This is a genomic window from Pseudomonas sp. Leaf58, assembly GCF_003627215.1.
Classification (GTDB): Bacteria; Pseudomonadota; Gammaproteobacteria; order Pseudomonadales; family Pseudomonadaceae; genus Aquipseudomonas.
Genome location: NZ_CP032677.1, coordinates 3,192,395 through 3,205,255, shown reverse-complemented (window position 1 = coordinate 3,205,255; position 12,861 = coordinate 3,192,395). Strand labels below are relative to the sequence as shown.

The 12,861-nt window shown below is 63.3% G+C and carries 10 protein-coding genes; 7 read left to right on the top strand and 3 right to left on the bottom strand.

Annotated elements, in window-relative coordinates:
• Positions 1-2,076: 2,076 nt before the first annotated feature.
• Positions 2,077-3,459, bottom strand: a complete 1,383-nt coding sequence (locus tag DV532_RS14840; protein ID WP_056801203.1) for an APC family permease — start codon at positions 3,457-3,459, stop codon at positions 2,077-2,079.
• A 281-nt stretch (positions 3,460-3,740) separates the two neighbouring features.
• On the opposite strand from DV532_RS14840, the gene DV532_RS14835 reads away from it, so the two are divergent.
• The 3 genes from DV532_RS14835 to DV532_RS14825 all read left to right on the top strand — a co-directional run bounded on the left by DV532_RS14835 (position 3,741) and on the right by DV532_RS14825 (position 7,609).
• On the top strand, positions 3,741-4,583 hold the full coding sequence (locus DV532_RS14835; protein ID WP_056801205.1) for a helix-turn-helix transcriptional regulator: 843 nt from the start codon (positions 3,741-3,743) through the stop codon (positions 4,581-4,583).
• A 42-nt stretch (positions 4,584-4,625) separates the two neighbouring features.
• Positions 4,626-6,008: an aspartate aminotransferase family protein gene (locus DV532_RS14830; protein ID WP_056801207.1), complete on the top strand. Its 1,383-nt coding sequence runs from the start codon at positions 4,626-4,628 to the stop codon at positions 6,006-6,008.
• A 107-nt stretch (positions 6,009-6,115) separates the two neighbouring features.
• Entirely contained in the window at positions 6,116-7,609 is a 1,494-nt protein-coding gene (locus DV532_RS14825) for an aldehyde dehydrogenase (RefSeq protein ID WP_056801209.1), read from the top strand.
• A 36-nt stretch (positions 7,610-7,645) separates the two neighbouring features.
• Here the strand turns inward: DV532_RS14825 and catR are convergent, their stop codons facing one another.
• The gene (gene catR / locus DV532_RS14820) at positions 7,646-8,518 is read right to left on the bottom strand and encodes an HTH-type transcriptional regulator CatR (RefSeq protein ID WP_056801210.1); all 873 of its coding nucleotides are present in this window, start codon (positions 8,516-8,518) and stop codon (positions 7,646-7,648) included.
• A 135-nt stretch (positions 8,519-8,653) separates the two neighbouring features.
• Here catR and DV532_RS14815 point away from each other — a divergent pair, with 135 nt between their 5' ends.
• The 4 genes from DV532_RS14815 (at position 8,654) to DV532_RS14800 (ending at position 11,828) form a co-directional block, all read left to right on the top strand.
• Positions 8,654-9,775 (top strand): muconate cycloisomerase family protein, encoded by a 1,122-nt coding sequence (locus DV532_RS14815; protein ID WP_056801212.1) that lies wholly within the window; start codon positions 8,654-8,656, stop codon positions 9,773-9,775.
• Between the two features lie 134 nt (positions 9,776-9,909).
• On the top strand, positions 9,910-10,200 hold the full coding sequence (catC, locus tag DV532_RS14810) for a muconolactone Delta-isomerase (protein ID WP_056801214.1): 291 nt from the start codon (positions 9,910-9,912) through the stop codon (positions 10,198-10,200).
• A 43-nt stretch (positions 10,201-10,243) separates the two neighbouring features.
• Positions 10,244-11,179, top strand: a complete 936-nt coding sequence (catA, locus tag DV532_RS14805) for a catechol 1,2-dioxygenase (RefSeq protein ID WP_056801216.1) — start codon at positions 10,244-10,246, stop codon at positions 11,177-11,179.
• Between the two features lie 154 nt (positions 11,180-11,333).
• Positions 11,334-11,828 (top strand): GNAT family N-acetyltransferase, encoded by a 495-nt coding sequence (locus DV532_RS14800; RefSeq protein WP_056801218.1) that lies wholly within the window; start codon positions 11,334-11,336, stop codon positions 11,826-11,828.
• A 24-nt stretch (positions 11,829-11,852) separates the two neighbouring features.
• Here DV532_RS14800 and DV532_RS14795 read toward each other — a convergent pair whose 3' ends face one another.
• Positions 11,853-12,677 carry an aldo/keto reductase gene (locus tag DV532_RS14795; RefSeq protein WP_056801220.1) on the bottom strand — a complete coding sequence of 275 codons (825 nt, stop codon included), beginning with the start codon at positions 12,675-12,677 and terminating at the stop codon, positions 11,853-11,855.
• Between the last annotated feature and the right edge of the window lie 184 nt (positions 12,678-12,861).

Below are 12,861 nucleotides of genomic sequence, written 5' to 3'. Positions count from 1 at the left end.
CGGCGATTACCGCTGTCGTAGGCGCTGCGATATGTAAACAGAGTTTTTATATATTGTATACATCAGCAAAATCTGACGCTTGCGCGCGCTCATAGAACTGCACATAACTCATTGATTTAGCGGGGCTATGTGGGAGTGGGTTTACCCTAATGCCAGTCAGTTAAACAATTTGGGGTTGGGCTGATAGGCGCATGTCTTGAGATAGTTGGCGCCTGTGAGATCCAGCGCCGCCCGCGCGGCGCTTCGCGGCACAAGGCCGCTCCCACATCTGTTTCGGGCCAGTCACGCCTGTGGGGTCACCTCTGGGCGCCTTGTTTGCTCCACTCGATAGCGAAGGTTGCGCTGCTGCTTTTCATCCATCTCAAGCCATGCGCCAAGGCTGCAACCCACCTGGCACAGGAATAATTGGCCCGAAACAGATTGGGGTTGGGCTGATAGGCGCATGTCTTGAGATAGTTGGCGCCTGTGAGATCGAGCGCCGCCCGCGCGGCGCTTCGCGGCACAAGGCCGCTCCCACATCTGTTTCGGGCCAGTCACGCCTGTGAGGTCACCTCTGGGCGCCTTGTTTGTTCCATTCGATAGCGAAGGTTGCGCTGCTGCTTTTCATCCATCTCAAGCCATGCGCCAAGGCTGCAACCCACCTGGCACAGGAATAATTGGCCCGAAACAGATGTGGGAGCGGCCTTGTGCCGCGAAGCGCCGCGCGGGCGGCGCTCGATGTGTGCCCCCCTGCAAATCCCAAGGCCGCTCCCACATCTGTTTCGGGCCAGTCACGCCTGTGTGGTCACCTCTGGGCGCCTTGTTTGTTCCATTCGATAGCGAAGGTTGCGCTGCTGCTTTTCATCCATCTCAAGCCATGCGCCAAGGCTGCAACCCACCTGGCACAGGAATAATTGGCCCGAAACAGATTGGGGTTGGGCTGATAGGCGCATGTCTTGAGATAGTTGGCGCCTGTGAGATCGAGCGCCGCCCGCGCGGCGCTTCGCGGCACAAGGCCGCTCCCACATCTGTTTCGGGCCAGTCACGCCTGTGGGGTCACCTCTGGGCGCCTTGTTTGCTCCACTCGATAGCGAAGGTTGCGCTGCTGCTTTTCATCCATCTCAAGCCATGCGCCAAGGCTGCAACCCACCTGGCACAGGAATAATTGGCCCGAAACAGATTGGGGTTGGGCTGATAGGCGCATGTCTTGAGATAGTTGGCGCCTGTGAGATCGAGCGCCGCCCGCGCGGCGCTTCGCGGCACAAGGCCGCTCCCACATCTGTTTCGGGCCAGTCACTCCTGTGGGGTCACCTCTGGGCGCCTTGTTTGCTCCACTCGATAGCGAAGGTTGCGCTGCTGCTTTTCATCCATCTCAAGCCATGCGCCAAGGCTGCAACCCACCTGGCACAGGAATAATTGGCCCGAAACAGATTGGGGTTGGGCTGATAGGCGCATGTCTTGAGATAGTTGGCGCCTGTGAGATCGAGCGCCGCCCGCGCGGCGCTTCGCGGCACAAGGCCGCTCCCACATCTGTTTCGGGCCAGTCACGCCTGTGAGGTCACCTCTGGGCGCCTTGTTTGCTCCACTCGATAGCGAAGGTTGCGCTGCTGCTTTTCATCCATCTCAAGCCATGCGCCAAGGCTGCAACCCACCTGGCACAGGAATAATTGGCCCGAAACAGATTGGGGTTGGGCTGATAGGCGCATGTCTTGAGATAGTTGGCGCCTGTGAGATCGAGCGCCGCCCGCGCGGCGCTTCGCGGCACAAGGCCGCTCCCACATCTGTTTCGGGCCAGTCACGCCTGTGGGGTCACCTCTGGGCGCCTTGTTTGTTCCATTCGATATCGAAGGTTGCGCTGCTGCTTTTCATCCATCTCAAGCCATGCGCCAAGGCTGCAACCCACCTGGCACAGGAATAATTGGCCCGAAACAGATGTGGGAGCGGCCTTGTGCCGCGAAGCGCCGCGCGGGCGGCGCTCGATCTGTGCACCACCTCAAATCCCAAGGCATGCACCCTGCCTGCGAACCCAGTTCTCTGCGCGACAGCGCAGCCCAAAGGGCTGGGTGATCTCCCACAGGGACCGCGCAAGCGCAGCCGTCACTCGGCCATCTGCAACTCCGGCAGCTTCACCCGAAACGCCCGGGTGAGTCCAAGCAGCACGACAAGCCCCAGGCCCATCCAACCCAGGCCGATGCTGAACGACAGGCTAGTCAGGCTGCTCCACAGCCACAGCGTGCTGAGAAAACCCAGCCCGGGAATGGCGCCATACAGCAGGTAATTGCGGCCACCGCGCAGTTTTTGGTCGACCAAGTAGTGCTTGACCACCGCCAGGTTCACCGCCGAAAAGGCAAACAGCGCACCAAAACTGATCATGTTGGCCACGGTGTCGAGGGTGATTACCAAGGCAATCAGCGACAGCAAGCTGACCAGCAGGATGGCCGTGGCCGGTACGCGCTTTTTCGTCACCAGCTGCCCAAACACCCGCGGCAGCGCACCGTCGCGGCCCATGGCGAACAGCACGCGCGATACGCTGGCCTGCGACACCATGGCCGAGGCGAAGCAGCCGGCCACGTAGGTGGCGGTGAAGGCGGTCACCAGCAGCTCGCCACCGACCCGGCGCATCACGTCCACTGAAGCCGAGTCTGGGTCAGCGAAGCTGCCCCAGTCGGGGAACACCATTTGCGCGCAGTACGACACCACCAGGAACAACAAACCGCCAATCAGCGACACCGCAAGGATCGCCAGCGGAATGCGATAGGTTGGGTGGGTGGTTTCCTCGGCCATGGTCGAGACCGCATCGAAGCCCAGGAAAGACAGGCACAGCACGGCGGCGCCGGTCATCACCAATGGCACGCTGAAACCTTCATGGTGGAACGGCGCCAGCAGCGACACCGGCGCCGCCTGTGCGCTGAGGTTGTGGATGGACAAGGCGACGAAGACGATGATGAACACCAGTTGCACCACCACCAGGATCCAGTTGACCCGGGTGATGGACTCGATGCCAATCAGGTTGAGGAAGGTGACCAGGGCAATGGCGCCCAACACCCACACCCAGGCGTGGATGCTTGGGAAGTATTCCGACATGTAGATGCCAATCAGCAGGTAGCTGAGCAGCGGTAGGAAGATGTAGTCGAGCAGCAGTGTCCAGCCGGTGATGAAGCCGATGTGGCCGCCAAAGGCTTTGCGGGTGTAAGTGTAGACCGAGCCGGAGTAGGGGTGGGCCTGGACCATGCGGCCGTAGCTGTAGGCGGTCAGCAGCATGGCGGCGAGGGTTAGCAAGTAGGCGGTGGGCAGGTGCCCTTTGGTCATCTGGGTGACCAGCCCGTAGGTGGTGAATACCGCCAGGGGGACCATGTAGGCCAGGCCGAACAGGACCAGGGCGGTCAGCCCCATTGACTTGCGGAAGCGGCCGGTGCTGGCGCTGGGTTGCGATGGGGCATGCGGGGCAGGCGTATGGGCTGTACTTGTTGTTGTATGCATTGCTGACTCCTGAAAAGGGATGCAGGACGCCGCGGCAGGCGAGCGGGCTCGCTACCGTTGGGTGTTGTGCAAGGAGGCCGAGCGGGTGGCTCGTAGCGGTGGGGCGAATTGATGCTCCCACACCCCGCAGGTACCCGGAATCACCCGTTGGGGTGAGCCTTGGCAGCAGCGCCTTCGCTCACCCCAACGGGTGATTTCGGTGTTTGCAGCACCATGGGAGTATCTGGCCAACAACGCACCGTACTGGCGGCGGTGCCCCTACTTGATACGGCAGGCCCACAGTGACTAATCAATTGCTTTCAGAACAGTGGTTCGAGCACCTGGCCAAGGTCACCGAGGCGATCGGCCGGCCGGGCTTTGCGGCTACCTTGTTTGCCGCGCTGGGCGTGATCCGGCCAATCCAGGCGACCACGGTGTACCTGTACCCGCACGACGGCATGCCCAGTGCGCTGTTCGAGCAGGACGACAAGGCGCCCTGGCAGCCCGAGGGCAATGTCAGCCGCTACCTGTCCGGCTTTTATCTGCTCGACCCGTTCTACGGCGCCTGTGTGGAGCAGCTGGCGTCCGGTTGCTACGGCCTGTTCGACGTGGCGCCCGACCATTTCGAGGTCAGCGAGTACTACCAGTCGTTCTACCGGCATTCGCACCTGGAGGATGAACTCAACTACATCCTGCAGGTGGCGCCTGGGCAAAGCCTGGCGGTATCGCTGGCCTTCACCGACAAGCTCGATGGGCAAACCCGCACGCTGTTCGGGCACATCACCCCTTGGGTGCTGGCGGTGCTCAGCAAGCACTTCGCCGGCCTGGACAGCCGCGCCGGGCGCTTCGAGAACATTCTCGAACAGCGCATCCACGCGGCCCTGAACAACTTCGGCAGCTCGCTGCTGACCGAGCGTGAGTGCCGTATCGCCCAGCTGATCCTGCGCGGCCACTCGACCAAGTCGCTGGCCGAGCGCCTGGGGGTGTCGGAAGACACCATCAAATCGCACCGCAAGAACGTCTACGCCAAGCTCGACATCGGCACCCAGTCGGAGCTGTTCTCCTTGTTCATCGACGCCCTGGCCAATGCCCAGGGCGTACTGGGCAAGGACCCGCTGGAAAGCTACATGGGCAAGCTGCGCTGAGCGCACGCCACCCTGCAACCCGACCGCAAAGGAAAACCAACAATGAATGCGCCTTTCGCCCCGCAACGCCAGACCCGTGATTACCAGGCATCCGATGCCGCGCACCACATCCATGCCTTCCTCGACCAGAAGGCGCTGAACGCCGAAGGGCCGCGGGTGATCGTCGGTGGCGAACGCCTGCACCTGTGGGACAGCGAGGGCAAGCGCTACCTGGATGGCATGTCCGGCCTCTGGTGCACCCAGCTCGGCTATGGCCGCCGCGACCTCACCGCTGCCGCTGCCGCGCAGATGGACCAGTTGGCCTACTACAACATGTTCTTCCACACCACCCACCCAGCGGTGATCGAGCTGTCCGAGCTGCTGTTCAGCCTGTTGCCCAAGCACTACAGCCACGCGATCTACACCAACTCCGGCTCCGAAGCCAACGAAGTGCTGATCCGCACCGTGCGCCGCTACTGGCAAGTAGTCGGCCAGCCGGACAAGAAGATCATGATCGGCCGCTGGAACGGTTACCACGGTTCGACCCTGGCGGCCACGGCGCTGGGTGGCATGAAGTTCATGCATGAAATGGGCGGGCTGATCCCGGATGTAGCGCACATCGACGAACCGTACTGGTACGCCGAGGGCGGCGAGCTGAGCCCGGCCGAATTCGGCCGCCGCTGCGCGTTGCAGTTGGAGGAAAAAATCCTCGAGCTGGGCGCCGAGAATGTCGCCGGCTTCGTTGCCGAACCGTTCCAGGGCGCGGGCGGCATGATCTTCCCGCCGGAAAGCTACTGGCCGGAAATTCAGCGCATCTGCCGCCAGTACGATGTGCTGCTGTGTGCCGATGAAGTGATCGGCGGCTTTGGGCGCACAGGGGAATGGTTCGCCCATGAGTACTTTGGCTTCGAGCCCGATACCTTGTCGATTGCCAAGGGCCTGACCAGCGGCTACGTGCCCATGGGTGGCCTGGTGTTGAGCAAGCGCATTGCCGAGGCCCTGGTGGAGCGGGGCGGGGTGTTTGCCCACGGCCTGACTTATTCCGGCCACCCGGTGGCGGCGGCGGTGGCCATCGCCAACCTGAAAGCCCTGCGCGACGAAGGCATCGTGCGCCAGGTAAGGGACGACACCGGGCCGTACCTGCAGCGTATTCTGCGCGAGGTGTTCGCCGACCACCCGTTGATTGGCCAGGTGCAGGGCGCCGGGCTGGTGGCGGCGCTGCAGTTTGCCGAGCACAAGCCAACGCGCAAGCGCTTTGCCAACGAGAACGACCTGGCCTGGCAATGCCGCACCTTTGGTTTCGAGGAAGGGGTGATCATTCGCTCCACCCTGGGCCGCATGATCATGGCGCCGGCGTTGATCGCCAACCACAGCGAGCTGGATGAGCTGGTGGAAAAGACCCGCATTGCCGTGGACCGCACAGCGCGGCTGGTCGGCAAGCTCTAAACCGCTGCTAAGGGCAACCCATTGCCCTGTGGGAGTGGGCATGCCCGCTCCCACAGCAATCGCCTAGTTCCCTACAAAAATGGCTTCAACCGTTACCAGGAGTACAAATGTACACCCTCGAATTCTGGCAACAACGTGCCTGCGACCTGTACCTCCCGGCCCAGGCGCTGATCGACGGCAAACCCATCAGCGCCCAAGACGGCGCCACTTTCGCCGCCATCAACCCCGCCACCAACACCGTCCTGGCACAGGTCGCCGCCTGCGGCCAGGCCGAGGTCGACCTGGCAGTCGCCAGCGCCCGCCGGGCCTTCGAGCACGGCCCGTGGCCGCGCATGGCGCCCACTGAGCGCAAGAAAGTGCTGCTACGCCTGGCCGAGCTGATCATGGCCCACCGCGAAGAACTGGCGTTGCTCGACTCGCTGAACATGGGCAAGCCGGTCATGGACGCCTACAACATCGACGTGCCGGGCTCGGCCCACGTGTTCGCCTGGTACGGCGAGGCGCTGGACAAGCTCTACGACCAGGTGGCCCCCACCGCGCCCAACGCACTGGCCACGATCACCCGCGAAGCGCTAGGCGTGGTCGCCGCCGTGGTGCCATGGAACTTCCCGCTCGACATGGCCGCCTGGAAGCTCGCCCCAGCGCTGGCCGCCGGCAATAGCGTGGTGCTCAAGCCTGCCGAGCAATCGCCGTTCTCGGCCCTGCGCCTGGCCCAACTGGCGCTGCAGGCCGGTGTACCGGAGGGCGTGCTGAACGTGGTACCAGGCCTGGGCGAGCAGGCCGGGCAGGCGCTGGGCCTGCACCCGGACGTGGACTGCCTGGTGTTCACCGGCTCCACCCAGGTGGGCAAGTACTTCATGCAATACTCGGCGCAGTCCAACCTCAAGCAGGTGTGGCTGGAATGTGGCGGCAAAAGCCCCAACCTGGTGTTCGAAAACTGCCAGGACCTGGACCTTGCTGCAGAAAAGGCCGCTTTCGGCATCTTCTTCAACCAAGGTGAAGTGTGCTCGGCCAATTCGCGGCTTTACGTGCAGCGCTCCATTCATGACGAATTCGTCGAGCGCCTGCAAGCCAAGGCTCGTCAGTGGCTGCCGGGCAACCCGCTGGACCCGGCGAGCCGTGCCGGTGCGATTGTCGATGCCGAGCAGGCCGGCCGCATCGAGGCGGCCATTGCCCGGGCAGGTCAGGAGGGGGCGCGGCGGGTGTGTGGTGGTCGGCGCCTGACCATCGACGGCTCGGACAATTACATCGAGCCGACCATTTTCGCGGGTGTCGATGCCAGCATGAGCCTGGCGCGCGAGGAGGTGTTCGGGCCGGTGCTGGCGGTCAGTGCCTTTGACAGTGAAGCGCAGGCCGTGCGCCTGGCCAACGACAGCCTCTATGGCCTGGCGGCGTCGGTGTGGAGTGATGATTTCAACCAGGTCCACCGGGTGGCGCGTGCGTTGAAGGCCGGCACGGTGTCGGTGAACACCGTCGATGCACTGGATGTGGCGGTGCCGTTCGGGGGTGGCAAGCAGTCCGGGTTCGGCCGCGACCTGTCGCTGCATTCGTTCGACAAGTATTCGCAGCTCAAGACCACCTGGTACCAGCTGCGCCCCTGATGACACTCTCTGAACGGCATAAGGGCAACCCTGTTCCTACCCGGCCTGCTGTGCAATCAATGCCAGGCAGCGCTGCACCATCGGGCTGACATCGCCCTGGCGCCGGCTGAGGATGATCGGGCTGACCGCACCGCTGTCGAGCAGGCCGACATAGTCGATGTCGGTGCGGTGCTGCTGTTGCACCGACGCCGGCACCAGGGTCACGCCCACCCCGACGGCCACCAAGCCAATGGCGGTTTGCAGTTCGTTGGCCCACTGGCTGACACGGATACTCATGCCGTGGTGGGCGAATAGCGCCAGCACATGGTCGGCATAGCTGGGCCGGGGGTTGGCCGGGTACAGGATGAACGCCTCACCGGCCAGCTGGGCGAGGGTGAGCGGGGCGCCCGCCAACGGGTGGCCCTTGGGGAGCACGGCCACCAGCGGGTCCTCGCACAACACCTGCTGGTGAATGGCCGGGTCATCGATGCGAATGCGCCCGAAGGCGATGTCGATACGGCCGCTTTTCAGCGCCTCCACCTGTTGCAGCGTAGTCATCTCGTTCAGCCCCAGTTCCAGCTCGCTGTCCTGGCGCAGCTGGCGAATCAGCTCCGGCAGCACGGTGTACAGGGTTGAGGGCGCAAAGCCGATACCCAACCACTGGCGCTGGCCCTGGCCGATGCGGCGGGTGTTGTCGCTGATGTTCTGCAACTGTTGCAGCACGGTGCAACTCTGTTCGTAAAAGAAGCGGCCTGCCTCGGTCAACCGCAGCGGGCGCTCGCGCATCACTAGCAGCGTGCCAAGCTCGTCCTCGAGCTGGCTGATCTGCCGGCTCAGCGGTGGCTGGGCAATGTGCAGCAGCTCGGCGGCGCGGGTGAAGTTAAGGGTTTCGGCCAGCACCTTGAAGTAACGCAGGTGGCGCAGTTCCATCAGACCTCCAGGGTATGGTGGGAGATTCATTCGATATTGGACGGCTATCAGGGTCTCGCGCAATCCTTGAGCAATCAAGCAAATGCACCATTCGGGCCTGCGGCTGGCAGCCTGATATAACGGGACCTGGTAACAATGACAAGCGCGCTGATTGAACGTATAGAAGCCATTATCGTCGACCTGCCGACCATTCGCCCGCACAAGCTGGCAATGCACACCATGCAGCAGCAAACCCTGGTGGTATTGCGCGTACGCTGCAGCGACGGTGTTGAAGGCATCGGCGAGGCCACCACCATCGGCGGCCTGGCCTACGGTTACGAAAGCCCTGAGGGCATCAAGGCCAACATCGACGCGCACCTGGCGCCGGCGCTGATCGGCCTGCCGGCTGACAACATCAACGCCGCCATGCTCAAGCTGGACAAACTGGCCAAGGGCAACACCTTTGCCAAGTCGGGTCTCGAAAGCGCCTTGCTCGACGCCCAGGGCAAGCGCTTGGGCCTGCCGGTGAGCGAACTGCTAGGCGGCCGCGTGCGCGATAGCCTGGAAGTGGCTTGGACCCTGGCCAGCGGTGACACCGCCCGTGACATCGCCGAAGCCCAGCACATGCTGGAAATCCGCCGGCACCGGGTGTTCAAGCTGAAGATCGGCGCCAACCCACTGGCACAGGATCTCAAGCATGTGGTGGCGATCAAGCGCGAGCTGGGCGACAGCGCCAGCGTGCGGGTCGACGTCAACCAGTACTGGGACGAGTCCCAGGCCATCCGTGCCTGCCAGGTGCTCGGCGACAACGGTATCGACCTGATCGAACAACCGATTTCGCGCATCAACCGCAGTGGCCAGGTACGCCTGAACCAGCGCAGCCCGGCACCAATCATGGCCGATGAGTCGATTGAAAGCGTCGAGGACGCCTTCAGCCTGGCCGCCGACGGCGCCGCCAGCATCTTTGCCCTGAAAATCGCCAAAAACGGCGGCCCGCGCGCCGTGCTGCGCACCGCGCAAATCGCCGAAGCCGCCGGTATTGCCCTGTATGGCGGGACCATGCTCGAAGGCTCGATCGGCACCCTGGCCTCGGCCCATGCCTTTCTCACCTTGCGCCAGCTGACCTGGGGCACCGAGCTGTTCGGGCCGCTGCTGCTGACCGAAGACATCGTCAACGAGCCGCCGCAGTACCGCGACTTCCAGTTGCACATTCCACGCACTCCAGGCCTGGGCCTGACCCTGGACGAACAGCGCCTGGCGCGCTTCGCCCGCCGCTGAATCGGCATGGCTGAAATAACACACAACCCTTGTGGGAGCGGCTTTAGCCGCGAAGCAGGCAACGCTGTGGAGGGCACCGGCCATGCCGGTGTTCGCAGCTGCAGCCGCTCCTACAACGACTCAAGGAGAATTTCATGCTGTTCCACGTAAAAATGACCGTGAAACTGCCGCTCGACATGGACCCGGCCAAAGCCGCCCAGCTCAAGGCCGACGAAAAGGAACTGGCCCAGCGCCTGCAGCGCGATGGCAGCTGGCGCCACCTGTGGCGCATTGCCGGGCACTACGCCAACTACAGCGTATTTGATGTGCCCAGCGTCGAGGCGCTGCACGACACCCTGATGCAGCTGCCGCTGTTCCCATACATGGACATCGAGGTCACCGGCCTGTGCCGGCACCCCTCGTCGATTCACAGCGACGACCGCTGATTTGCCCCAGTCTGCCCGACAAGAACAAAATGAGGTAAACACGATGACCGTGAAAATTTCCCACACTGCCGATGTTCAAGCGTTCTTCAACCAAGTGGCTGGCCTGGGCCATGCCGAAGGCAACCCACGCTTCAAGCAGATCATCCTGCGGCTGCTGCAGGACACCGCGCGCCTGGTCGAAGACCTGGAAATCACCGAGGACGAGTTCTGGCACGCCGTGGACTACCTGAACCGCCTGGGTGGCCGCAACGAAGCCGGCCTGCTGGCGGCGGGCCTGGGCATCGAGCACTTCCTCGACCTGCTGCAAGACGCCAAGGATGCCGAAGCCGGCCTGACTGGCGGCACCCCGCGTACCATCGAAGGCCCGCTGTATGTGGCGGGGGCGCCGCTGGCGCAAGGCGAAGTGCGCATGGATGACGGCACCGACCCGGGCGTGGTGATGTTCCTTCAGGGCCAAGTGTTCGATGCCGACGGCAAGCCGCTGGCCGGTGCCACCGTCGACCTGTGGCATGCCAACACTCAAGGCACATATTCGTACTTCGACTCGAGCCAGTCCGAATACAACCTGCGTCGGCGCATCATCACCGATGCCGAGGGCCGCTACCGCGCGCGTTCCATCGTGCCATCGGGGTACGGCTGCGACCCGCAGGGGCCAACCCAAGAGTGCCTGAACCTGCTTGGCCGCCACGGCCAGCGTCCGGCGCATGTGCACTTCTTCATCTCGGCACCGGGGCACCGCCACTTGACCACGCAGATCAACTTTGCCGGTGACCAATACCTGTGGGATGACTTCGCCTACGCCACCCGTGACGGCTTGGTCGGTGACCTGCGCTTTGTCGAAGATGCCGCAGCGGCGCACGACCGTGGCGTGCAGGGCGAGCGCTTTGCCGAGCTTGCGTTCGACTTCCACCTGCAAGCGGCCCAGGCCCCGGCCGCCGAAGCGCGCAGCCACCGCCCGCGTGCTCTGCAAAGCGACTGAGGCCTGAAATGATCCCTCAGGTCCCCGACCACACGGTGAGTGACCTGATGTTCTGATTGGTTTTTGCCTGGGCCTTTCCGTGCGGGGAGGGCCTGGGTTTTTTGCTGCCAGGGGCGAGTGATCTAGAATTGGCCTTTTACCCGAGCCCCGCACCATGCTGCCCATCGAACTCTTGCCCACCACCGCCGACCAAGCCCCGCTGATTCGCAACCTCTACCAGTTTTACGCCTACGAGTCCTCCGCCTGGGAGCAGGAAGACGTCGACGTGGATGGCCGCTTCTATATCCATGACGAGCACTTGCAACGTTACTGGCAGGCCGATGGCTGGGCCGCCTACCTGGTGCTGGCAGACGGCTTCATCGCCGGCTTCGTGCTGGTGGAACGCAGCGAGCTGCCGAGCATCGAGGCGTTCGAGTTGGCCGACCTGTTCATACTACCTAAATACCGTCGGCAGGGCATTGGCCGGGCCGTGGCGCTGCAACTGCTGGGCGGCGAGGGCGATTGGCTGCTGCGCTGCTATGCCCAGGACGCGCCTGCGCTAGCGTTTTGCAATGCGCTGTTGGCGAGCCTGTCGCGACCAGCGCAAGCGATTAGCCTGGCTGATGATGCCGGCTTGCTCAATTTTCTGGTAACGGGCGCCCGCCATTGAGCGGTTACCAGCCTGGCCCAAGACTCAGCTGTTCCAGTCTGGCGCAAATGCTGGGCTGACCACTCGCTGGTCTTTGGGCAAGCCGGCAATCGCCGCGCGGTCCTCGTCATCCAACTGCACGTTCAGCGCCGCCAAGTTGGCCAGCTGGTTGTCGCGGCTGCTGGCCTTGGGGATCACCGCCACGCGGTCTTGGTCCAGTAACCACTTCAGCGCCACCTGGCTGGGCAGCACGCCATGTTTGCGGGCAATCGCCTGGATCACCGGCTGCGCAGCCGCCTGCCCACGGGCCAGCGGGGTGTAGGCGGTGAGCAGTAGGTCGTGGTGGCGGGCGTAGTCCAGCAGCGCTTGCTGGCTGAGCAGCACGTGGTATTCCACTTGGATCGCCGCCAATGGCGCACCCAGGGTTTCCACCACTTGGCGCAGCAACCCCAGCGGGAAGTTGGCGACGCCGATACTGCGCGCCTTACCCTCGTCTCGCAGTGCCACCAGGGTTTCGATGCTGCGGGCCAGGTCCCAGTCCTTGCCGGGCCAGTGGATGTAGAACAGGTCGACCTGCTCGGTGCCCAGCGTGCGCAGGCTGTCTTCCAGCGATTGACGCATGGCCTGGGGCGCCAGGCGATCCCACCACACTTTGGTGGTCAGGTGGATTTGTTCGCGCGGTACATCGCTGTCGCGCAGTGCCCGGCCGACGGCGGCCTCGTTGTCGTAGGCAGTGGCGGTGTCGATGTGGCGGTAACCCACTTCAAGCGCCTGGCGCACCGCTTGGGTGCACTCGGTGCCAGTCATTGGCCAAGTACCCAGGCCGATTGCAGGGAGGGCCAGGCCGTTACGGGTGGTGAGCCTTTGCATGTAAATTCCTTGTACGGTGTGCGGGGTTCGCAGTCGATGGTCGGCGATCAGCACGGCACGGGCCATGCGCGCGGGGCACAAAGTGGTCGATCAGCGAACAGAAGTTGCAATCGGCCTGGTCAAGCGGCAATTGAACTTCCTTATCCTGCGGCATCTCTTCTAGAATTCGAGCTGTTGCATCCGC